This is a genomic window from Mycoplasmopsis lipofaciens ATCC 35015 (assembly GCF_000686585.1).
GTDB classification, from domain to species: domain Bacteria; phylum Bacillota_I; class Bacilli_A; order Mycoplasmatales; family Metamycoplasmataceae; genus Mycoplasmopsis; species Mycoplasmopsis lipofaciens.
In genome coordinates this window covers 1-24,371 of sequence record NZ_KK365990.1, presented here as the reverse complement: position 1 = coordinate 24,371, position 24,371 = coordinate 1, and the positions used below count along the sequence as shown (strand labels likewise).

The following is a 24,371-nucleotide window of genomic DNA, read 5'->3' as shown; positions in this document are numbered from 1 at the left end:
ATGAATAATATTAATATTTTTGCCCTTGGAGGGTTATATGAAAATGGAAAAAATTGTTATGTAATTGAATATAATGAAAAAATTTATATCATAAATTCAGGAACAAAAATTCCAATAAATACAAACAATGGAGTTGATACTTTAATACCTTCTTTTGATTATTTAGTAAAAAAGCAAGATAAAATTGAAGGAATTTTTATTAGTGATGTAAAAAATGAATCTTTTAGTGCATTACCATGATTATTAATGTTAATTCCAAATCTTCAAATATATACATCAGCATTTAACAAAATTATGATTGCTGACCGTTTATCAAAATATAAAATACCTAATAAAAACTATAAAATTAATGTTTTGAATAAATTATCTAAAATTGGTGAAATTTTTGTTCAGCCGCTAGAATTAGCTGGTTCAATGCCAGGACATATTGGTTTTGATTTTATCACACCAAGTGGAGATATATTATTTATGTCAAATTTTGTTGAAGGTAATTTAGGCATATACGGATGTTTAAACTTTAATGAACTAAAAAAAGTATTTACAAAAAGAAAAGTATTGGCTTTAATGGTAGATTCAGGTAGAGCCAACTATGAAGGTAAGGCAATTGATAAAATAAATTTACCCCAAAGTATAAAAGATATATTTTTATCTGCGAAAGCTGATGAAAGAATAATAATTGGAGCATATGATGAAGAAATGGTATCTATTCATCAAATTCTTGAACTAGCATATGAAACTAATAGACCTGTTATTACTTATGGTAAAACATATGGTCAAATATTTAATTTAATAAAAAAGGCACACCCAGAATTAAAATTGCCAGAATTAATTGATTATAAATTAGCAAACAAAACACCAAACGCTGTTGTTTTAGTAACTGGTGCTATAGAAAGATTGTATTCAAGATTTTTAAGAATAACAGACAATAATGATGTTTTCTTGAAATTAGAAAAATCTGATGTAGTAATCATGATTGCTCCCGCTATTAATGGACTTGAAAAATTGGAAGCTATTATGCTAGATGACATAACTCGCATAACTCCAAAAGTTGCAAGTGTAACATCTACCGAATTTTATCGTCATAGACCTGCTAGACAAGATTTAATAGATTTAGTAAAAGCATTAAATCCGACTTACGTAATTCCAATTCAAGGTTTATTTAGATATTTATCAGATGCCTCAATGTATATAACCGAAGAAGCCAAAATCAAAAAAAACCATTGTATATTATTACAAAATGGTCGTGTTATACATATAGCTAATGGTAAATTAAATGGTGCAAGAGGTAAAATAAAAGAAATAGGTGATACTATTATTGATGGTTTTGGTATTGGAGACATTAGTTCAGAAGTTATTAGTGAAAGAGAAGCGCTTGGAAGAGAAGGTGTTATATTGGTTTCATCACAATATAATCCAAAAAGTAAATTATTAATTGGAAAAACTCAAATTAATTTTATTGGTGTTATAGATAAAGAATTAAAAAAAGAAGCTACCGATTTTGTGAAGTCAGTTTTATTAAAATTAATTGAAACAGAAACATTTGAAGGTATTAGAGATTTTCAAAATAAAGCTAGACATTTAATTAGAAAAAAATTCTTTAAATCATTTGATAAAGAACCAATGGTTATAGTTACACTTACACAAATTTAATAAAAATATAGGATATGATTTTAATCCTATATTTTTATTATTTTCTCTTTTTATTATTTTTAGACATTCTAAAAAAAATATTTAATGATTTATCTTTTTTTGCCATATTAATATAGTAGTTTATAACATCTAAATTGAAAAAATATTCGTTATTATCATATTTTTCAACAATATCTGATAATGAGTTATATATTAAACGAATTAATTTTTTGGAGTATTTATATTTTTGCGAATTTTCCAAAAACTCTTCTTTATCTACAATATTTAAATTTCGTGTAGGATAACATTTTACATCAATATCATAATCAATAAATTTTATTGTATTATCTTCATAAAAAGGTTTAGAAGCCAAATTAATATAAATGTAATTTTGTTTAGGTTTCAACAAAATTAAAGCATTATACATATTATTTTTAGGTAAAAATCATATAACAGGTTCGCGGTACACCCAACTTCTTTTTTTGCTTTCCGCTACTTTAGTTTTATAAATGAATAAAACATAATGTTGATCTGTATTCCTTAATACTTTGACACCATTTCACTGTCTATAAAGTTCGCCATCATATTTAAAGGCTTGAACATTTATTATCGAACCAATGAGTGGAAATGTTATTTTTTTATTTTTTTGCATTAATTCACCACCCTTAATTCAATTTCATATTTATTCAAAGAATTTTTTTTAACTTTTAAACCATAAGAAGTAATATCATTTTTTCTATATTTAAGGTTGTCAAAATTACTATTAATAATAAATTTTTTATATACTTCTTTTTCATAAAAATCATAATTTATTTCATTATCTTGGATTACTTCATCTTTATTTTTGTCTTGTCAAAAACCAACGTTTGTGCCATTTAAATTGTTTGGTAAATCAATATAATCGGTATAATATGCTGCATAATTATTTGCTATGTTAGATACCTTTGTAGCACTAATATTTCAATTTTTGTTGTCCATTTTATCTTTTCCATCGAAACGAATATAATCTAAATAATTTATTTTAGTTTTTTTATATTCGCCATTTATATTAAAGACAATTGCGTCATATTTTTTATTTTCAATATAACCTATAAATGATAATGAATTTAAATTATCATAATTATAAAAAGAAGGTAAATGAGTTTTCTCTGATATAGAATAAAAATTTTTGTTTTTTATTCCACTTATTATTTTTCCATAACCCATTGAATTCAAAAATAATTTATAAAAATCAAAATAATTATTATTCACTCAGACATTGTTAGGATAAATTTGACTATTTATAGCAGTTTCATAACCACCTATTTTAGATGTTTTAGCCCAATCACTATTATAACTGTTTGGTTGATATGCACTAGGTAATTGAGTTTTATGATCGCTTAAATATGAACTGCCAAAATAATCTTGTTTAATTCAATATCCATTATTTCCCTTATGTATTTTTTCATCACTAAAATAATCATAATACGGTATGAAATTGTATTTTTCTCATTCTCTAGGAATCAATTCAGTAAAAGAATAATAATATTTAAGTTCAGATATTGAATAATCGTTTATAGCATTAATATTTCATCTTGAATTAGGAGCAAATGAAAATTCATTATCTAAATTAGAATATTTAACAAAATTTGTATGCAAATTATTATAAATATTTAAATCTGTTGTGTTTGCATAATCTCAAATATTTTTTAATGAAAAATAATTTCCTATAAAATCTTTTTTGGCAAAACGCTTAATATGATCTGGTGTATAAGATTCAATCTTGTCATAATTTAAATTGGATTTGAAACCCTTAATAAAATTTTTATCTCAAGTTTCTTTATTTACACTATCTCCTGAATGATAATTTGTAAATTCAATATTATCAGCGTTACCTTGAACATTACCTCAATTAACATATGAATGGGCTCAATGGTGCATATATTCATGAAATAATGTAGGTATCAAATATTTAACTTTTTCAAGAATCGAAAAACCTTTTTCTGCTACAAAACTACCATTTAAATATATTTGTTGAATTAAAGGTATATATAATCCATTTGATTTATTGTTAATAACTTGAAAATCATTTATATTAATAGAATCAAGATATTTAATTTCAGGTCCAAAATTTACTTTTTTATAAAATTGATATGCTAAAAATGCTAAACCTGATTTGTCTAGTAAAAATCTATCATTTCCCGATTTGTCTTTGCCATAGCTAAAATCTTTAAATTTAATGTTATTTATAGGATCTTTATAGACTAAAATAGTGTTGTTTTTTTCAAAACTAAATAGCGATTCTTGTAATCAAAAACTTCAATCAATATTTCGATAATTAACATCACTTAAATATCTATATGGTAAATAAATGTCATTTTGAAAATCACTTTCAAACAATTGATAATTATCTACTTCGTTAGTTATATTTATTGATGGTTTAATATCTTTTTCCTTCTTATTGTCTATATCTTCTCAATCATATAATTGAAAAAAATTACATGACGTTAAACTTAAAACACTTGTTAAAGATAAAGAAGGTAAAATAAATATGCCAAATGATTTTAATATTTTATATCTTAAAGATCCATTTTTTTTAATATTTTTAGGTTGGATCATAAAAAACCTCTTCTTTTTTAATATATTAGTTTGTTACTAATATTTTTATTATATAAAACAATAATATTATTTAAAAAAAGTTCTTAAGTATTTTGTATTTAATGAATAATAAAAATATGCAAATTTATGGAAATATTTATACATTTACAAATTGCAATTAATCAACTTGATATAATTTTATTAAGTGAATTAATCACTAAAGGAGATTTATGTATAAATACAAAGCAAAATTAATATCAAGTCAAGAGGTTGTAGCAGAAGCCAACACATTAGAAGATCTTGAAGGATTAGTTTTAGGTTTTCGTAGAAAACAAAAATACGGTGAACATACAGAAGCTAATGAATTAATTCAAATAATTCATGTTAAACGTGACTCATTGAAAGGAAAACATAAATCCAAGGAAGAAATTTTAAAAACAATATAAAGTAAAATAGAGCTAATTAAAAGCTCTATTTTAAATATTTTTTCTCAAAAATTTGTTCAGCTATTTTTTTGGGAACAATCTTATTTAATTCTTCTAAAGTTGCATTATAAATTGCATTATAATTTTTAAAATGCGCAAGTAATTTATTTTCCATAACTATTCCCAAACCTTTTATTTGTTGTAATTTTCCTTCCATAGAAGTTATGCGCTGTCTTTTACGTAAGTGACTTTTAGCAAATCTATCAACTTCAATTTGAATTTCTGCTAAAAAATTTAAAAGTTCCTTATCTTCTATATTGATATTATTTTCTCATAAATCAATTAAAGATTTAGTTTTGTGATATTCATCTTTAACCAGACCTATTGTTTTGATATTTAATTTTAGATTCTTAATAATATTTTTTACCTCGTGAACTTGTGCTATGCCACCATCAACTATTATAAGATCAAAATTTTTTCTTGTTGATTCATTTGTAAAATATCTTGTTACTGATTGTTTCATATATTCCACATCAGCTAATCTTGTTTTATCCGCAGTTAAATTGAACTTTTTATACAATTCCTTGTGTTTTTGTCCTTTTAAATAAACAACCGCCACACCAACCGGATTATAATTATTAACATTTGAATTATCAAACATAATTATACTTTCAATATTTTCTATTTTTAATATAGTAGATAATTTAGTCATCATTTTTTTTGAATGTTGTAAATTATTTAAAATGGAATGATGTTTATTAACGACGTAATCTTCTAAATTTAATTTTGCAATATCTAGCGCTTTTTTATAAGCACCTATTTTAGGATTTAATAACTTAAAATTATTATTTATTTCTAAATTTATAAATTCTTTATCAACAAGTAATTCTTCTGGAAGAATTTTGTTTGAATAATATTTCTCTAAAAAAATAGAAAGCGTTTCCTTTAATTCAAAATTTATTTCAATGTTTTGATTATCTTTATTTATTAACATTCCAGAGCGATAAAACAAAATGGTTATATACACTATATTATCAACAACTTTATAAACTAAAACATCTAAATTTTTAAGTTTTTGCAATTCAACAATTTGATCCTCTTTTAATTTAGTTAAATAGTCAATAGACTTTTTTAAATCCAAAGCAATTTCAAATTGCATATTATCCGCCGCTGTCAACATTTTATTTTTTAATTCTTGTAAATAATTGGTTTTTTGAAAACTTAGTATATTTTTTATTTTCAAAAATTGCATTTTTCAAAAATTGTAATCGCTATTTTGTATTTTTAAACCATCTTTAAAATAAGCCTCACGTTGAATAAGTTTCAAAACTATAGATGCACCATATCCATTTGGAAAAGGTCCAAAATAAAAAACATTATTATTTTTCCACTTTTTAACTTTTCTTGATAATGCAATATCTAAAGAATTTCTTTTTAATTCAATTTTTAAATATGGATAACGTTTGTCATCCAATAATAAAATATTATATTCAGGATTAAATTTTTCAATATAATGTTTTTCAAGAAGTAAAGCCTCTTTATTATTTCTACAAATAAAAATTTCAAAATCCGCAATTTCATTTACTAATTTGCTTGTTTTATAACTATTCAAAGAACCTTCAAAATATTGAATCATTCTTTTTTTTAAATTTTTGGCTTTACCTACATAAATTACATTACCTAATGAATCTTTTCATAAATAAATGCCAGAATTACTTGAAACATTTTTTACTTTTTCTATTAATTCTTTTTGATTCATTTTTAATTAGTAACTTCCTCAATTCAATCAATTAAAATTTCCTTTGGATAGTAGTTATAACCAGTTTTAATAATTTTTCCATTTTTCACTATTAAATGAGTAGGTACAAATAAAACTTTATATTCACTTAAAGGATTTCTAAACAATTTAGCTTCTTCAGCATCAACTTCTATAAAAATTATTTCATTAGAATTTTCATAATGCTTGACTACATTTTGAATAATAGGTGCCATCATTTTACAATCGCCACATCATTCTGTTGTAAATTCAATAAAAAATATTTTATCTTTGTATTTTTTATTATTAAACATTGATTGTGCATCATTTCATAACATTTTTATCATAGTACCTCTATTCATTATCCTTTAATATCGGACTTATTCATTCACTATCATTATCTAATATTGAATGCTCTTCCAAGTTATTTTCTTGAGTGATTATTTTTGTATCAAAACCGAATTCAAAATTGAATTTTGGTTTTTCATCTACTTCTAAAAATGTTTCTTGTGTAAAACTTTCAGGTATTATAAAACCAAAATTTTTTGCTTCAGAGTCTTGTTTATAATCATCTAAAATTTCTATTTCTTCAGTATTAACAACAAAACCTATACTTTTAGTTTGCTCTAGATTAATTTCTTTTTCCTGTTTTTCTTGAGTTGAATTTTCAATTGTTTCTAATGTTTTAACATTCTCTAAATCCGTAGATGTTTTGTCATTAGAAATAGTCTTTTCTTCTATATTTTCTTTTTTATATGAATTCATTAAATACTCTGATGTATTGCCAAAAGTATTATTTAATATATGTTCTTTAGTTTTATTGAAATCAGTAATGTCAATTTCCCGAGAAATTAATAAATTATCTGGAACGATAGATGGCATTGTAACATCAGGTTTTAAAACAATTTTTTGCTCTTGATTATCAATTTCTTTTAAAAATTCTATATCTGTTTTGTTTTCAAAAATATTAATATTTTTTTTATCAACAAAATAATTTTTAGTAGTCATATAACTAGATAACATTTGCATGTTTTTATCTATTTGTTTCAATAAATATACAAATTTTACTTTAAAATAATCTATTTTTAAAACCTCAGCTGAACTCTTATAAAAATCAAAGCACTTTTTACAATTATTTGTGTAATAAAACATACTTGATGTTTGTTGTAAATATTTTTCAATTTGAATTAAAGTTAAAGTTTTAGAATTTAAATTTCGAAAATATTTCTTAGGAGATAAAGTGATTAATATTAATCATGAATAAATAAAAATAACAATAAATAATAAAATAGAAACATATGGTGAAAATGTTAGTACATAAACTAAATTAAACAAACTATCAAAAAATATTCCTACATTTAAAAATGCTTGCGGAATGTTTTTATCAATATTTAAATTTGATATTCCTTGGTTAGTAAAAACATAGAATCAACCTTTAGTGTAAATATTTTTAATATCACTCACTTTATAAAAGAAAAAATTAGAGACTCTATGTGATAATAATACAAGATGATATAAAATAGCGAAAGCTAACAATAATAGTCAGATAAAAATCGTTACATACTTTCTAAGAATTCAATAATCCACTCATATATATTTTTTAAATCATTTAAAATAATAATTTTTATATATTAATCCAAATCATCTTAGAAAAAATGTTATATATAATCCTATTAAAAGTAAAATCATCAAATCACCAAATGCTAAACCAAATGTATACAAATAAATTTTTCTTAACAATTTAGTAGCAAAAGAACTGCTATTAAAAGTAGTTCGATATTGTAAAAGAATAAATGATGCACTAATAAATAATAAAATTATAAATTTTAATATTTCAATAGCAATATTAAAATTTACATCACCAACAACATCACTTTTATTTTTTAATTCTCGTGAATCAATATTAATTTTTTTTCTTATTTTTGTTTTTTTCATAATTAATAATTATTATAAACTTATTTTAAGTTATATAAGAGTTATATTTATAAAACATTGCATTGTATTTATTTCATATAACTACAAAATAATTTACCTTTAATTTTTATAAGATAAATATCCTTTTTGATTAAATATTTTGATGTTCGATTTTTATTACTAACTATTCAATCAATAATAGAATTGATTTTTGAACTTGATAAATTTATATCTTTATAATTTTTATGAATAAACATATAAACTAATCTATCTTTTTTATCTGATTCAACGAAAAATTCTTGACTAAAATTATGATTTTGTCAGGATTTATATAATTTGTTAACCGCATAAAAATCACTATTTCTATTAATTTCCAATATGTCATTATATATTTGTTCTTTTTCTTCTAGCGGAATATCTTTTAGAGAATTACGGATTTTATTTCTTGTATATAAATTTAAATTATTTGAAGGATCTATAGCATAATGAATATCTTTTAATTTACATATTTCTAAAATTTCTTTTTTAAAATACTTATTTATAAATGGTCTAAAAATTTTTATACCGTTTATAAAATTTTCTTGTTTTATTCCATAAAAAAAACATTTTCTATTACTATTTTTTTGCATAAAATAGCTTTCTATAAAATCGTCTTTATGATGTGCTAAAAAAACAACATCTAAATTATATAAATTTACTAATTGTTTATAAAAATCATATCTTACAAATCTAGCTCAATTTTCAAAATTACCTTTTTTATAGATGTTTTTGTCTAAATTTTTTAATGCAAAAATAATATTATTTTTTATACAAAAATCTCTTACTATTTTTACCTCTAAATGCGTATTTTCTCTAACGTTATAATTAACACAAGCCACAACAATGTTTTGACTACCATATTTTTGTAAAGATTCATATAATAATAACATTGAATCAGGACCGCCACTAACCCCGATCAATATTTTTTTAAAATTACTAGATTTAACCATATTACACATTAAATTTATCATTTAAAATTTTTAAAACTATTTGATTTGCTTTATTTGGATTAACTTGACCACCAGTTTTTTTCATTAGCATACCTAAAATAAATTTAATAACTCTTTCAGGTCTTTCTAGATATTCTGAAACTACTGCTTCATTTTCTTTTATAATTATATTTAAAAATTCAATAATTAAATTTTCATCACTTATTTGTTTTAAATTATTTTCAGAAATGAGTGAATTTAAATCCCCACTATAATTAACTAAGAGTGGTACTAATTTTTTAAATGATTTTCCAGAAATAACGCCTTCATCCAAAAGTTTTATTGATTCTTCAATATAACAATTTTTAATATTTAATTTAAGAGGATGAATATTTTTACTATTAGCTAATGAAACAATTTCGGCAAAAAATAATTTACTTAATTTGTTCCTGTCATAACATTGAATAGAATCAAAATATTGCCCTAACTCTAAGTCGTTAACTAATGAATTAATATATATTTGTTGAATTCCTTCATTTTTATACCTTGATTCTCTTTCTCATGGTAATTCATTTAACTTGACGCTATCAATAAAATTTTTTGATAACTTTATAAAAGGAATATTTGGTTCGGGAAAATATTTATAATCAACCTCACCAGTCTTTACTCTCATTAAAACTGTACTTTGTGTTGAATCATCATATCTTTTGGTTTGTTGTTGAATTTTTTGGTTATTTAAAATTTGAATAATTTGCAAATTAATTTCAAAATCTAAAGCTTTTTTAATACCTGCGAAAGTATTCATATTTTTTATCTCTACTTTTGTTCCAAACTTCTTATAACCTTTAGGACGAACAGAAACATTAATATCAGCTCTTAAAGATCCTTCTTCCATTTTTGCATCTGAAATACCTAAAGACAATGCTATTTTTCTTATCATATCAACATATGCAACAGCTTCTTCACTCGAACGTATAACTGGATGTGAAACAATTTCAATTAAAGGAACACCAGCCCTATTGTAATCTAATTTGGTTTCATTTTCTTCATGATGCTGTCTAGCAGTGTCTTCTTCCAAGTGAATTCTCTCAATTTGAATTTTCTTTTCACCATTAGAGGTGTTAATTGTTAAAAATCCTTCACTACCAATTGGTCTAAAAAATTGAGTAATTTGATAACCTTTTGGTAAATCAGTATAAAAATAATTTTTTCTATCAAAATGCAATTCATCATCAATTTTCATATTTAAGGCTTTTGCTAGTTTAATTCCGCTAATTACTGCTTCTTTATTTAATAATGGTAGTGTTCCTGGATAACCTAAATCAATTTGATTACAAGAAGTGTTTGGTTTTGCTTTAAAATCATTAGCAGCAGGGGAAAACATCTTAGTTTTAGTATTTAATTCTAAATGAATTTCTATGCCTATTACAGTTTCAAAATTAATCATTTTTTTCTCCTTTTAGGAAGTTTTCAAATCATAAAGAATATTTCAATAAATTTGCATCATTATAAATTTTACTTTCTAATGCAATATTGATAGGTAATTGTCCTTTCTTTATTCATGGAATAGAAATAGAAGGATTTCCAACTAAGTTTGCTCCTGTTAAAATATAATCCATATATCCATGTTTTGTATTTTCTTTACTTAAAAAAGGTGCTACATCAGCACTTGCAGGAAATACTATCAAATCATATTTATTGTGTAATGATTCATAATAATTTTTAATAACTTTTCTACCTTGTTGTGCTTTAAGAAATAATTCTTTTTGATTAGCAGAATGAAGAAAAAAACTTCCTAATGTTAAACGTCTTTGAACCATTTTGCCAAAGCCTTGACTTCTTGTTTTTATCATTGTTTCTTCTCAATTTTTGCCTTCTTTTCTTGAGCCGAATGCAATACCATTAAGATTTGCTAAATTGCTTGAAGCTTCAGAATAAGAAATAATATCATAAACAGGCTTAATAATATTTAGAATATCACTTTGTACATCTACTAAATCAACTTGTACATTTTCTTTTTTAAGTAAATTTAATAAATTGTCATATTCTTTTGCAACAGTTAAATCTAAATTATCTTTAACATTCAACAAAGCAATAGATTGAGGTTTAACCATTTCTATTGTTTGAAAACCTTTTTCATCAATAAATTTAGAAGTAAAATCTTTATCATCTTTTCCATAAACCACTTTTGAAATAATAAATGCATCATTTACATTATGAGTAAAATAACTTACTGTATCCAAACTAGAACTATATGCATATAAGCCATATCTACTTATGGCTCCATAACTAGGTTTAAATCCAACCACACCATTATAACTAGCTGGTAATCTAACACTATCACCAGTATCACTACCTAAAGCAAATGAAATATTTTTAGTAAAAGTTGCAACACTTCCAGATGATGATCCGCCTGCTAATCTTTCAGAATCTATTGGGTTTTTGATAATTCCATATGAACTAAAAGTACCTGTTCCACCTAAAGCTAATTCGTCGCAATGAACTTTAGCAATTTTTTGAGCGCCATTATCAATTAATTTTTGAATAACGGTAGCATTATAAAATGGACAAAATGACTCTATTATTTTACTTGACGCATTTGAAACAGAATCATCGACTGCATAATTTTGTTTAATTGTAAATACTGCATTTTTCAAAAGACCTTCATTGTTATTTGTAGGATTTTCATAAATAAATGCAACTGCATTATTTTTATCGTTTTTTAATTCCTCTAAAGCTTGGTAGAAATTTCCTTTTTCAATTAAATTCATTATTTCACCACCTTTTTAGTAATTAAATAATCTTCATCTTTATTGAATGCATTTTCTAAAATTTGAGTTTTAGAAATACTAAAACTATCATCAATTTCATCTTCGCGTAAAAAATCTACATGATAAGTTTCATCTATATGAGTTAAAGGTTTTATACCAGTCAAATCAATTTTATTTAGTAATTCTAATTCTTTTTGTATTTCATGTCATTCATTCATTATACTTTCTAAAACCTCATCGGTGGGTTCAATCATTAACGATAAAACAATTTGTTTTAATTTATCTTTAGTTATTTCTTTCATTATTCTTCCTTTCAAGGTATTTTACTAATAATTTTTTTATTATTTAGATATTTTAAATCATTATTCAAATTTTGGAAAGTTAGGCTATAACAATGTAAATATAATCTATCTTTTTTAATACCATTATATTTTTTATCTCCTCAAATAGGAAAGCCTAAAAATTGCAAAGATAATCTAATTTGATGTTTTTTTCCTGTCAAAATTCTCGCAAAATATTTATTATTTTTTTTAAAAATTTGAGTTTTTGCAATTCTAGTTTCTTGAGATTTTTGATCTGCTAATTTACAACTTAAATAATTAGTTTCTTTATTTTTTAAAATTTCTATATTTAAAAAAACATTTTCACCATTATAATCTGATTTGAAAGCATATATTTTTTCAAAATCGTTTATTTTTTTATTCAATTCAACAAGAGAAGTATGATTTTTAGCATAAATCATTATTCCACTGGTTTCTTTGTCTAAACGGCCAACATGGCTAGGTTTAAATAAACTATTTGAATTAGTATTTAAATATTTTTTTACTTGATTATCAATAGAATTTTTTTCTCCATGAACACTAAAACCATTTGGTTTATTTATAATTAAGATGTTTGAATCTTCGTAAATTATTGTGAAATTAAGAGAAACTTCATTTAATTCATTTTCTATAAACTTAATTGGCTTATAAGTATAAATTTCGACACAATCGCCGTTTTTAACAAGAATATTAAAATCTTTTACTCTTTTATTATTAATTTTAATATCCTTTTTACGAAACTTCTTATAAATTTCATTCAACGAAGAATTAGGTAGCACTTTTTTAATGACATTCAAAATTTTCATTCCTGCACTAAATTCATCTATATTAATAATTAATCAATTATTTTTTATTTCTAACATTTTTATCCTTGAAAATAATTAAAGGTGTACAAAAGCACACCTTTAATTATTAATTGTAATTTTCAGGTCTTTGACTATCAAAAAGATTAAAATCATCATTTTCATTTTCAACACCTTCAACATAATTAAATTCAGTTAATTTAGGTAATTCTGCTAATGATTTAATTTTAAAATAATCATAAAACTTATTTGTTATACCATATAAAATAGGGTTACCTGGTGTGGGGCTTATACCAACTTCTTCAACAACGCCTTTTGCCAATAATGTATTTATAACTTGATCACTAGCAACACCACGTATATTATTTATCATAGAACGAGTTGCTGGTTGTTTATAAGCAACAATTCCAGCAACTTCAATAGCTGCATTTGATAAACGATGTTTTTTAACAACTTGAACCATTTTAGTAATAAATTCTTTATAAGTTTCTCTTGTTGCTAATTTATATACTTCATTAAAATTTACAACTTTTAAGGCACCATCTTGATCATTGTATGTTCTTATAAAATCATTCATAACTTTTCTAGCCTCAGCAATTGTATTTAGACCAAATATTTCTTTAACTTGTTCAAGGGTGAGTCCTTCATCTCCTTGTACATACAATAATGCTTCTAAAATTTTATTTTTCATATTCAGGTCCTCTTTCAAAGAATATTGTATCAAATTGTTTATCTTGCCTCATTTTAATAACTTGTCTTCTAACTAAATCTAGTACAGCAAGAAAAGTAATAACAAAATGATTTAATGTAGGTTGACGAAATATCATTTCAAAATTAACCTTGCTACATGATTCAAATAAATTAATAATGAATGGTATTTGATCTTTAGGTGTTAAATTAAAATGTTCCAATTTAGTTTTACGCAATTGATTTGCATATGTTCTTTCAAACATCCTTCTCAATGTAGTAATTAATTTTAAAGGATTTGAATTACCATCTAATGATGTTTTATCATCATCAACTAAAAACTCCTCAATATCACTAGCGGGTTTAATAAAAATTTCTTTTCTCAATTGTTCTTGTTCTCTTAGTGCTTTTGAAATTTCTTTAAATTGTTGATATTCATATAAACGACGTAATATTTCTCGCTTATCTTCTTCTATTTCCGGCTTTTCTTCAGGTGTATACAATAGCATTTTAGTTTTTAATGCTAATAATGTTGCTGCCATTACCAAATAATCACCTGCAATATCTATTTCATTTTCTTGTAAATTAGATATTATTTTTAAATATTCGGTTGCTAATTCAGCAACATCAACATCCATAATATCAACATTTTTATCTTGCACCAATGCTAATAAAACATCTAAAGGTCCACCAAAATTTTCAAGGTGAATATTATATTTACCATCTTCAGTTAAATATAAACTATTGGCTTCTTTCATTTACAACCACTTCTTTCTCAATAATTTCTTTACATCTATTTCCAATTGCTTGGAAGTCCATACCAATAAAACTACTTGGTTTAATTGGTGTTAAAAATTTAACGGTTACATTTAATTTTTTATTTCTATTTTTATTATCTGCTTCTCTTGTATCAGAAATAGCAACTGGAACTATTGGTAAATATTGACTTGAAGCAATTTTAAAGGCACCTGCTTTAAATTCATCTAATTCCAATTTTTCACTAACACGTCTTCCCTCTGGAAAAACAACACCATATGTTCTATTTTCCTTAACAAATGCTCCAAAATTATTTAATGCTTCAATAGATTGTCTAAAATCATTTCTATCAATAAAAAATGTATCCAAAAGACTTAGTGTATTTCTTGTTGTTCTTTTTTTCATCAATTCTTTTTTAGCTAAAAAAGTTGGGATTTTATTCATAACAGATGAATCTCCGGTTTGTTTAGCTAACGCAACTAAAATAATAATTGGATCCATATTGTTTTTATGATTAGGTACTAATAACATTGGACCTTTTGTTAAATTTTCATATCCTTCAACATTCAATTTAATATTAAAAAGTTTTAAAACTTTTTTAGCCTTTTTCAACAATCAATCATTTCTTTGTTGTGGTGTATATTGATCAGGTAATTTACGATATTTACGAGCATATTTATTTATCCTTCAAGCTCTTCAACCTACAAGTCATCATAAAAAAACCATTTTTAAATTAAAATTCATATTACTCCTCTTTATTTCTTTATTGCTACTGCAACTAACATATTTTCCTCATGACTTATTGAAATATAAAATTTGTCATGAAATCAAGCGCCATCAATCTTTTGTAACTCAATATTTTTAAAATTTATATAGCTATTGTCTGCCTTAAACATTGCTTCTTTAATAGCTCATATACTAGCAAGAAAAACAGATTTTAGATATTTATCTTCAATATTTAAATAATATTTATATTCATTTTGATTTAAAAATCTTGTTTCAAAATTCTTTGAAACATTTTGAAATCTATCTATTCTTACTAAATCAACGCCTAACATAATATCTTCTATTATTATAATTAATATTTAAAATAATATATTAAATTTATCTTAATCATTCGTTTGTATCCGAATTAATTATTTTACTTGCTTGTCCTTTAGGTTTTCCAAAAATAAAAACATTTGTTATTTCTGGAAAAATTTTATAACTATCTCTAATATCAATTGGCATTTGACCAGATTTGTTGGCACTAGTTACATACATAGCTCCGTGCTTTAATAAAAATTTACATAATGATTTATCTTTTGGCATTCTAAATCCTTGATTATTAGCAATAATTGAAACAGCGCCTGGTCAATATTTTTTTGCTAAATCATCCGCTGTTGTATTTCATTGCTGAAATTTTCTAGCTTGTTCTATAGAACCAACCAAAATCATTATTTTTTTATTTTTAGGCCTTTCTTTTAATTTATAAATACAATCTAATGTGTTTTGTTCAATGGGTCCACCTAAACCTGTAACTGTATCAGTTGTACAAATAAACAATTTACTATAATTCATATTTGAAATTATATAACCATACTAAATATATAAACTCTAAAATTAAAAATAAAAATGCGGATATACCGCAAATTTGTGTAATTAAATTACTTCATTACTCTTACACGTTCTTTAATATAAGGTATTAAAGCCATGTAACGTGCTCTTTTAACAGCGCTAGCAATTTTTCTTTGATCTTTAGCACATGTTCCTGTTGCTGCATGTGGTTTAATTTGACCATTACCAGCTATAAATTTTTCTAAGAATTCAACATCTTTATAATCAACATAATTAATTTTGTCGTCACATAATTGACATCTACGACGTTTAATAAAAGTTGTTTTTTTAGGGCGAATGTGAGCCATATTTTTCTCCTTAAACTAAGTCACCTTCATCATCTGATAAAACAAATTTGTGAAAACCTGACAATTCTTGCGAATCATTTTTCCCAACGAATTTGTTTTCGATTGAAGATGTAGTATTTTGATTTTTTTGGTTTGGAACATTAATTGATGTTTCACTTGAAATTCCCATTCTTTCTTCTCTTACTTGACGAGATTCTAAAAATGAAAAATTATCAACTGTTACTTCATAATTTCGAATAATTTCATTATCTTTTTTATATTGACTAGTTGTAAAAGTTCCCTCAATAGAAACTAAAGAACCTTTTCCACCATATTTTGTTAAAAAATCTGAATTAGATCTTCAAAATACCAAAGGTATAAAGTCTGTTTGATTATCACTTGAAGCAGTTCTTCTAGATACAGCAATTGTTGTTCTTGAATATGGGATTCCACTTGGTGTCATAAAAGACCTTACATCATTTGCTATTCTACCGACTAATAATACTTTATTCATTGTTCCTCCATTTGAAATATTTGCTTATTCAGCATCTTTTTGAACTTTTGAAGTTCTTGATTTAACATCTTTTACATCATTCGAAGCAGTTCTTCTTCTAGGTTTTTCTTCATTACCAGAAGCTTCTTGCGCTTCTTTCTTTAAACGCATTTTTTCTGCTCTTTGTTGATTATAAATTCTTTTACCTTTGTACTCTTTTTTTTCTTTGCCATAACCTGTTTCTGTATCAAGGTTAATAACTAAGTATCTTCATACTTCTTTAAGAATGTTACTACGACGGGTAAATTCAGCAATGTTTTTGCTTTCTGAATTAATGTTGAAAAGGAAATATTGTGCTTTATTAGATTTGTTAATTTTATAAGCTAAATCAGTTCTTTCTAACTTTTGAGCTTTCTTAACATTTGTTTTTTTAAATACACTTTCAACTAAATCATATGCAACTTCTGCATCTGCTTTAGGATCAAGTATAAGCATAATTTCATATTTGTTCATTTTTCTCCTTTTGGACATCAGGGTCTAAACGACCAAGGAGTATATATAAATACTCGAGTAATATTATATATATAAATTAAATATAAAATAGTAATTAATCTAAAATAATTGATTTAGAGTAACGTTAGAGAATGAAAAAATGAAAAATAACTCCTAATTTTGATAAAGTAAAGTCAATTGTGATAAAGTTTTTATTGTATGTATAAATTAGTTATTGTTGAGTCACCAAATAAAGTTGAAACTATTAAAAAATATTTAGGTGATGGTTATGAAGTAATGGCATCTGTTGGTCATATTGCAAAATTAACTACAAAAGGTGAAATGGGATTAGGTATTGATTTAACAAAATGAGAACCCCATTATATTCTAGATACCAAAAAGAGAGATGTCGTTTCAAAATTAAAAGCAAAAGTGAAAGATGCTGAAGTTGTTTATATCGCAACTGACCCCGATAGAGAAGGAGAAGCTATCGGAGATCATTTAGTAAAATTTTTAAAATGTAAAGATAAATACTCAAGAATTAAGTACAACGAAATTACAAAAGAAGCAATTCTAAAATCCATAAAAAATCCTGGATTACTGGATGAAAATTTAATTAATGCTCAAAAAGCAAGAAGAATGCTAGATAGAATTATTGGATTTAGACTATCAAAATTAATGAAACAAAAATTATCTAATTCTCCAACAAATCCAAGTGCAGGTAGAGTTCAATCTATTGCATTAAAATTAATAGTTGATAGAGAAAAAGAAATTGAAGCTTTTATTCCTCGTGGTTACCATAAACTACAAGCGAAATTAGACGAAAGTAACTATGCAACAATCTATTTTGAAAAAAATGTTTCTGGTGAAAAAGATTGAATTTATCCTGAAAATTTAGAAAATGTTAAAAAAGAAATTGAAAAAGAACCTAGTCATGTTATTGTGGTAAATGATATCAAGGAAATGACTAAAAAAATGTCATCAATGACACCATTAAAACAAGCTGTTTTATATAAAAAATCTCCATTTAGTTCTAGAGCAACACAGTCTGCTGCACAAAAACTGTATGAAGGATATGGAGATGGCGGTCTTATAAGTTATCCACGTACTGATAGTACAAGATTGAGTGAACATTTTATAAAACAGGCTCATAAGTATATTGAGAAACAATATGGAAAAGAGTATGTTTTAAAAAATATAAAAGGTGTTGCTGGTGATCAAGATGCTCATGAGGCAATTCGTCCTACTGACATTACTTTAACACCAGAAATGGCAAAAGAAAAATTTAATTTACATAATTATGAATTTCAAGTTTATAAACTTATTTATGAACATACTTTACAATGTTTAATTAACCCTCCTATAAGAACCTCAAAAGCATATACTTTTGTAAAAGATGATTTGGTGTTTAAACTTACTGCTTCAAAAATAGATTTTAATGGTTATTACATTGTAAAAGATGATAAAGAAGAATTTCCTGATCCTAACTATAAAATAGGCCAAAAAATCAATGTTTTAGATTATCAATTTAGCGATCATGAAACTAAACCATCGGCAAGATATACAGAAGGTTCTTTAATTGAGGCGTTAGATAATATAAAGGTTGGTAGACCATCAACTTTTGCTTCAACTGTTAAAATTGTATTAGATAGAGAGTATGCTGTTAATGAAGCAAACTCTCTACATCCAACTGAATTTGGTAGAATTGTTTTAGATAAATTATTAAATTATTTCCCGAATATTATTAATGAGAGTTATACTGCAAAAGTAGAAGATGAATTAGACTTAATTGCTAATAATGAAACAAGTGTTCAACCAGTTATGCAGGATTTTTATGAACGTTTTACAAAAACATACGATCAAGCTACAGAAACAATGGAACATACAACAATAGCTGAAGAGACTCTTGATGAATTATGTCCCGATTGTCAAAATGTTTTGGTAATAAAAAATAGTAAATACGGAAAATTTGTAGGATGCAAAGGTTTTCCTAAATGTCGTTTTACTAGAAATATAGAAAATAAAAAATCATCTAAATTCAGATGATTCAAAAAGAAATAATAATTTGTACTAGAAGCTATTAAGGATTCTAGTTTTTATTGCGTTTAATTTAAAATAAAAAAACACTGTTTTATAGTGTTTTTAAAATTATTAATTTTAATTATTTAGCATTAGTCATATTTCTCATAATGTTACGTATTTGTGTTTCTGATGCTTTACGTCCCATTTGTTCAAACATAACTCTAATTTGTTTTTCAGTAATAGGTGGATTTTCACGTAGTTGTTTTTCAAAAACTTTTTTTGCAATCAAAAAACCAACAAATCCAAAAACAATAGCACATATTATTGAACAAGCAATAACGATGCCAATTCATGCTCCTAAACTCATATTTTCTCCTTCTATTAATATATAACTATAATAGTAATTTTAACATATAGCCCTATATTTTAGTCATTTTAATTAAAAAACATTTTTATTTATACTTAATGTATTCTGTGTAAATATCAAAATTTAAATTTTGAATTAATTTTATAAGTAATTCACCGCTTGCAATTAAATCATTAATATCACAAACTCCGATTGGAGAATGTAAATAACGTTGAGGTAAAGAAATTGTTATTGTTGTTGCTCCACCCTGAGCATATTGTAATTCAGCACCATCAGTTCCGCCACCCATTGAAATAAATTTATAATGCTTAATATTGTATTTTCTACCTATTTGACAAATAAATTCAGTTAATCTTGGATCAGCCATCATATCTCCGTCCATAATTCTTAAAGCAGCACCATCACCTAATTTTGTAGTTCCAGGTATAGTTCCAATAGTATCATGACTACTTGTTGTATCTAATGCAATGGCGATATCTGGATTAATAAGTGAAACAGATGTTTTAGCTCCTCTTGTACCAACTTCCTCTTGAACAGTTCCTACTAAATATAAATCAACATCCAAATTGATATTTGCAACACTATTTGCAATGTAATTTAGAACACAAACACCTGCTCTATTGTCCATTGATTTACCACCAATAAGATCTGGATTATCGAAATGAATAGTTTCTCCAGACATATAAACTTTATCGCCAATTTCTACACCTTTTTCTATGGCTTCTTCTTTATTTTTGAAACCAAAATCAGCATATAGTTCTTTATTAGTAATAGATTTAGCTATTTTATCTTTTTCCATAATATGAATAGATGTATGACCAAATACTCCAAAATATTTTTTATTTTTAGTAACAAGTGTTGCTTTAGTTCCTATAACAACTGTTGGTCAAATTCCTCCAACTGGACTTAATAAAATTTGGCCATTATCATAAATGTTTTTAACTAAATAGCCAACTTCATCCATATGCGCTGCAATCATAATTTTCGGAGCATTTGGTTTAATTGATTTTTTAAATAAAATAAGTGAACCAAAATTATCATATGATATTTCAAACTTATTTTTGTCAATATTACTAATCAAAAACTCTGAAATTTTTGCTTCATTTCTACTCATTGATTCAATTTCCATATATTGAATTAATTTATTTTTAAACTCTTGTTTTGTCATATTAATTTCCTTCAACTCTTTGATAACCATTTATCATATCCGTAATTAAAACATCTCTAAACTTTTTATTTCTATTATATTTGATGTCATTATTATTTTGATAATAAATATAAATTAGTGTGTGATCTCGACCATAAAAAGATTTTGATAAAGAATTACTTCTACTATTATATTTGGTAACACTACCTCATCAGTTTTTAGATGTTAATACTTGATAACCCGATAAATATACATCACTAAATGTATAATTATTATTAAAACCAATTACATCCAAATTATTTTTATATTTATTTATTAATTGAGTTTTATATTTATTTTTATTATCTTCAAAAGCTTTAACAAAACCTTGCATCAAATATGATTCTGCAGTTAAACTAGTTGCATTTCAGAATAAACCAGAAGGAGTATTTGAATAAAGAATACCTGCTAAAAATGAATACATTCGTCATATCGCTTGATATCCACTTGAATTTGATTTTAATTCGTTAATATTGTTATAAACATTTTTACTTGTTGCTAGTTCATTTAAATATGAATTAACGAGTGGACTAACAAAAGAAGATATTAATTCACCAAATTTACCTTGTAAAATACCTCAAATTCCTGAGCCAACTTTGAAATTAGAATTTTGATTATTATTTGATTTAAACATAAAGTTATAAATACCTGAATCAGTATTTGGAGGCGATGCTTTAAATAATAAATTAATAAAGTCGACATAAGTTTGTGAATTAATTTCAGAAAACATTTGTCTGAAAAGTTGATTCTTTTCAAATATTTTTGAAAGTTCTACAACACCATCACTATTACTTATGAATTTTGTTGCACCTTTAATAATAGCTTTTTGGAATTTTTCTGAAAAATTATTACTTCCAATTTGTTCAAAATTCTTAAATAGATCAAAAATACTATCTACAACATCATTTATAATTGGGGTATTAAACGATGCTTTTCCAATTTCAAAAACAAATTTTTGAATTTTTATATCATCTGCTTGATTTAAATTATAGTGTTTTTCTCTTAATGAATTGGCAAGAATTTTTCCAATAGAATACGCAACATCAGTATTTTTAGTAAATATTTCCTTTAACAATTGTTTTAAGCTTGCTTTAATATTATCTTTTTGTGATGAATTAAAAAATTTATTAATTGCTTCTGTTCATGTATTTAATTTACCATATTGATCAGAATTATCTAAAACTTCTCCAACAATTGTATCTAAAATAGTTCTAGAATTTGCTGATTTTATTATTGCTTTAAATAAGTTTGTTGATTGTTCGTTTGTTAAACCTAGATCAGTTACCAACGATTTTAAACCAAAATCAGTTATAAATTTTTCAACTAAATCATCATTAGAAGTAATTCCGATAATAACCGCATTTATATCATTTTTAATGGTATCTTTATGCTTTTTAATAATGTTACTATTTAAAATAGTTTTTATAAATGAATAATTTTTAAAGAATTCTTTGTCAATTAAAAAGTCTGATAAATGATTAGAAATTTCTAATAATGAAGAATAGTTATCCAACTTGTTATTCATATTATTAAGCATACTTGAAATTATTCCAAGATTATCAAGTAAACTTGGTAATTCGTTTAATACATCATTTATTAGCATTTCATTCTCAGGACTGTTTGGATTAATATTATAAGGCGCAACATTATCCACAAATAAACCTTTTATCAAATTTTTTACTTCATCGATGCTAATCAAATCGCTAATAATTGCCTGTAAGTAATCTTTTATATCTTGTCTTTTTTGATTGTCATTCAAAATTATTTTTAGAACTTGAACTAAATTTTCTGAATTTCTAAAATCACTAATATTAGCAACAACCACATCTAAAAGATAATTAATTAGGTTCTTAATACTATTTTTATTTGTAAATAAAGCTTGTAAAGTTTTATGAAAATCAGATTCTGAAAGATGTGTTGATATTTTATTTTTAATTTTTTCAGGTATATATTCGTATATTTTGTTAGATAAATTATTATTTTGAACTAATAAATCTAAGAAATTACTAATCAATTGCTTGATTGTCACAATATTTTGACTTAACAAATCGTCATTGGTAATTAATTTAATAATTTTTAAAATATTTGTTTCTCAATTATTTTCATTAAATAATGGTGCAAATAAATTTTGAACTATTTCGTCTCAATGAATATTAAATCCATTTATTTCTATTTGTTCAATAATACTATTTGTAAAATTATCAAATAAATTAAATTGATTATCAAAGTCATTTATTTTTGTTAAAAATGCTTTAATTAATTTTTTGAAATCTGGTTTCTTAATATTATTTGATAAAATCGCATTTTTAGATATTAAATTAAATGAAATAGTAGTAATAAATTCTTTGAAATCATTTTGAATAATTAATTCTTTTGCAATTTGCGATATTTGTATTCTTAAACTATTTTTGTTTTGAATAATTCATTGTTTAAATAATTCTTTAATGTTTTTTAAAGAATCAAAATTATTACCGTCTTTAAAAACAACTTGATTAACAAAATCATTTCCTATTTTTTTGAATTTTTCATTTTCTAAAATTACATTAATAACATTTATAAATTCACTTAATTCAATGCCGTTGAGAACGCCTTTTGATTTAGAAACAATAAAATCATTATATAAATCAACAATAGTGCTATCTGATTTTAGGTAATTATTTAAATTAATAATATTTGTATATAAGTTAGTATAAATTAAATTAGAAGCAAACAATTTTAATAAATCGAAATATGAATTAATATCATTATTTATTAGTGGCAATTTTACAACCAGTTGATAAATAAGAGAATCTAATAAATTGTCAAATTCATTTTGTTGTAGTAATCTATTAATAAAACCTTTTATAGTTTCTTCGCTAATGCGAGATTGTGATTCAGCATTTAATTTTGAATAAATATATTCAACTAATTTAGATATATTTTTGTCTTGTGATAAAAGATATTTAATTATATTTTTAACTATTTTTTGTAAAACTACTTGATTTGAAACAACATCACTTGATGCTACTAATTTTAATAAATTAATAATATTGATTTCTGCATGTTCGTTATCAAATTTTGCTGTTAAATAAGTTTTAAGATTTTCAACTATTTTGTTGAATGAAATATCACTTAATGGTTTGTTAAGTTCTAGTTTAATTTCATCTCTTAATTTTTGAGAAATAAGTAAGTTATCATCTACAGATTTTAATGTTTTAGTTAAAGCTAGAATAAATGTTTCTAATTCATCATTTTCAATGCCTTCAACAAATTGTGATAGAGTTGCATTTTCTTTAAAAGCTTTTTTAATAACTTTAGCAACAACTGATTGTAAATCTTCATT

At 24.3% G+C, this 24,371-nt stretch carries 24 protein-coding genes; 3 read left to right on the top strand and 21 right to left on the bottom strand.

The annotated features are described in order from the left end of the window. A complete protein-coding gene (locus tag T388_RS0102965) occupies window positions 1-1,650 on the top strand; it encodes an MBL fold metallo-hydrolase RNA specificity domain-containing protein (protein ID WP_027120816.1) in 1,650 nt (549 codons plus the stop codon). Window positions 1,651-1,687: 37 nt separating this feature from the next. On the opposite strand, the gene T388_RS0102960 is transcribed toward T388_RS0102965, so the two are convergent. Both T388_RS0102960 and T388_RS0102955 read right to left on the bottom strand, forming a co-directional pair. Then, window positions 1,688-2,281 carry a DUF402 domain-containing protein gene (locus tag T388_RS0102960; protein WP_027120815.1) on the bottom strand — a complete coding sequence of 198 codons (594 nt, stop codon included), beginning with the start codon at window positions 2,279-2,281 and terminating at the stop codon, window positions 1,688-1,690. Beyond that, window positions 2,281-4,227 carry an MYPU_1760 family metalloprotease gene (locus T388_RS0102955; RefSeq protein WP_027120814.1) on the bottom strand — a complete coding sequence of 649 codons (1,947 nt, stop codon included), beginning with the start codon at window positions 4,225-4,227 and terminating at the stop codon, window positions 2,281-2,283. The genes T388_RS0102960 and T388_RS0102955 overlap by 1 nt, the downstream gene beginning before the upstream one ends. A 209-nt stretch (window positions 4,228-4,436) precedes the next feature. On the opposite strand from T388_RS0102955, the gene T388_RS0102945 reads away from it, so the two are divergent. Next, complete coding sequence (locus T388_RS0102945) at window positions 4,437-4,652, top strand: MAG6790 family protein (protein ID WP_027120813.1); 216 nt, start codon at window positions 4,437-4,439, stop codon at window positions 4,650-4,652. A gap of 25 nt (window positions 4,653-4,677) precedes the next feature. Here the strand turns inward: T388_RS0102945 and T388_RS0102940 are convergent, their stop codons facing one another. The 16 genes from T388_RS0102940 to rpsF form a co-directional block, all read right to left on the bottom strand. Continuing rightward, the gene (locus T388_RS0102940; protein WP_027120812.1) at window positions 4,678-6,390 is read right to left on the bottom strand and encodes a GIY-YIG nuclease family protein; all 1,713 of its coding nucleotides are present in this window, start codon (window positions 6,388-6,390) and stop codon (window positions 4,678-4,680) included. Between the two features lie 2 nt (window positions 6,391-6,392). After that, the gene (locus T388_RS0102935) at window positions 6,393-6,734 is read right to left on the bottom strand and encodes a thioredoxin family protein (protein ID WP_027120811.1); all 342 of its coding nucleotides are present in this window, start codon (window positions 6,732-6,734) and stop codon (window positions 6,393-6,395) included. Between the two features lie 7 nt (window positions 6,735-6,741). Further along, window positions 6,742-8,322 carry a 6TM ABC transporter family protein gene (locus tag T388_RS0102930; RefSeq protein ID WP_027120810.1) on the bottom strand — a complete coding sequence of 527 codons (1,581 nt, stop codon included), beginning with the start codon at window positions 8,320-8,322 and terminating at the stop codon, window positions 6,742-6,744. A 68-nt stretch (window positions 8,323-8,390) separates the two neighbouring features. Next, window positions 8,391-9,290: a tRNA lysidine(34) synthetase TilS gene (gene tilS / locus T388_RS0102925; protein ID WP_027120809.1), complete on the bottom strand. Its 900-nt coding sequence runs from the start codon at window positions 9,288-9,290 to the stop codon at window positions 8,391-8,393. Between the two features lies 1 nt (window position 9,291). Continuing rightward, window positions 9,292-10,716, bottom strand: a complete 1,425-nt coding sequence (gene gatB / locus T388_RS0102920) for an Asp-tRNA(Asn)/Glu-tRNA(Gln) amidotransferase subunit GatB (RefSeq protein WP_027120808.1) — start codon at window positions 10,714-10,716, stop codon at window positions 9,292-9,294. After that, complete coding sequence (locus tag T388_RS0102915; protein WP_027120807.1) at window positions 10,709-12,040, bottom strand: amidase family protein; 1,332 nt, start codon at window positions 12,038-12,040, stop codon at window positions 10,709-10,711. Before T388_RS0102915 ends, gatB begins: the two co-directional genes overlap by 8 nt. Further along, complete coding sequence (locus tag T388_RS0102910; RefSeq protein ID WP_027120806.1) at window positions 12,040-12,342, bottom strand: Asp-tRNA(Asn)/Glu-tRNA(Gln) amidotransferase subunit GatC; 303 nt, start codon at window positions 12,340-12,342, stop codon at window positions 12,040-12,042. The genes T388_RS0102915 and T388_RS0102910 overlap by 1 nt, the downstream gene beginning before the upstream one ends. Continuing rightward, on the bottom strand, window positions 12,342-13,223 hold the full coding sequence (locus T388_RS0102905) for an RluA family pseudouridine synthase (protein ID WP_051586204.1): 882 nt from the start codon (window positions 13,221-13,223) through the stop codon (window positions 12,342-12,344). Before T388_RS0102905 ends, T388_RS0102910 begins: the two co-directional genes overlap by 1 nt. A 49-nt stretch (window positions 13,224-13,272) precedes the next feature. Next, on the bottom strand, window positions 13,273-13,854 hold the full coding sequence (gene scpB, locus T388_RS0102900) for an SMC-Scp complex subunit ScpB (protein ID WP_027120804.1): 582 nt from the start codon (window positions 13,852-13,854) through the stop codon (window positions 13,273-13,275). Further along, window positions 13,844-14,608: a segregation/condensation protein A gene (locus T388_RS0102895; RefSeq protein WP_027120803.1), complete on the bottom strand. Its 765-nt coding sequence runs from the start codon at window positions 14,606-14,608 to the stop codon at window positions 13,844-13,846. Before T388_RS0102895 ends, scpB begins: the two co-directional genes overlap by 11 nt. Further along, window positions 14,592-15,350 carry a lysophospholipid acyltransferase family protein gene (locus T388_RS0102890; protein WP_027120802.1) on the bottom strand — a complete coding sequence of 253 codons (759 nt, stop codon included), beginning with the start codon at window positions 15,348-15,350 and terminating at the stop codon, window positions 14,592-14,594. Before T388_RS0102890 ends, T388_RS0102895 begins: the two co-directional genes overlap by 17 nt. Before the next feature lie 11 nt (window positions 15,351-15,361). Then, on the bottom strand, window positions 15,362-15,664 hold the full coding sequence (locus T388_RS0102885; protein ID WP_027120801.1) for a holo-ACP synthase: 303 nt from the start codon (window positions 15,662-15,664) through the stop codon (window positions 15,362-15,364). 46 nt (window positions 15,665-15,710) lie between these two features. Continuing rightward, the gene (locus T388_RS0102880; protein WP_027120800.1) at window positions 15,711-16,166 is read right to left on the bottom strand and encodes a Sua5/YciO/YrdC/YwlC family protein; all 456 of its coding nucleotides are present in this window, start codon (window positions 16,164-16,166) and stop codon (window positions 15,711-15,713) included. Window positions 16,167-16,252: 86 nt separating this feature from the next. Beyond that, the gene (gene rpsR, locus T388_RS0102875; RefSeq protein WP_027120799.1) at window positions 16,253-16,510 is read right to left on the bottom strand and encodes a 30S ribosomal protein S18; all 258 of its coding nucleotides are present in this window, start codon (window positions 16,508-16,510) and stop codon (window positions 16,253-16,255) included. Between the two features lie 10 nt (window positions 16,511-16,520). Continuing rightward, entirely contained in the window at window positions 16,521-17,003 is a 483-nt protein-coding gene (locus tag T388_RS03750; protein ID WP_051586203.1) for a single-stranded DNA-binding protein, read from the bottom strand. 24 nt (window positions 17,004-17,027) lie between these two features. Next, window positions 17,028-17,495 (bottom strand): 30S ribosomal protein S6, encoded by a 468-nt coding sequence (gene rpsF, locus T388_RS0102865; RefSeq protein ID WP_027120798.1) that lies wholly within the window; start codon window positions 17,493-17,495, stop codon window positions 17,028-17,030. Window positions 17,496-17,693: 198 nt separating this feature from the next. On the opposite strand from rpsF, the gene topA reads away from it, so the two are divergent. Further along, window positions 17,694-19,535, top strand: coding sequence for a type I DNA topoisomerase (topA, locus tag T388_RS0102860; RefSeq protein ID WP_027120797.1), 1,842 nt, complete (start codon window positions 17,694-17,696; stop codon window positions 19,533-19,535). Between the two features lie 100 nt (window positions 19,536-19,635). Here topA and T388_RS0102855 read toward each other — a convergent pair whose 3' ends face one another. From T388_RS0102855 to T388_RS03920, 3 genes are all read right to left on the bottom strand, one after another. Then, window positions 19,636-19,863 carry a YneF family protein gene (locus T388_RS0102855; RefSeq protein WP_027120796.1) on the bottom strand — a complete coding sequence of 76 codons (228 nt, stop codon included), beginning with the start codon at window positions 19,861-19,863 and terminating at the stop codon, window positions 19,636-19,638. 85 nt (window positions 19,864-19,948) lie between these two features. Then, window positions 19,949-21,031: a zinc-binding metallopeptidase family protein gene (locus T388_RS0102850; RefSeq protein WP_027120795.1), complete on the bottom strand. Its 1,083-nt coding sequence runs from the start codon at window positions 21,029-21,031 to the stop codon at window positions 19,949-19,951. 1 nt (window position 21,032) lies between these two features. Next, on the bottom strand, window positions 21,033-24,371 hold a 3,339-nt coding region (locus T388_RS03920; protein WP_027120794.1), incomplete at its 5' end, for a hypothetical protein.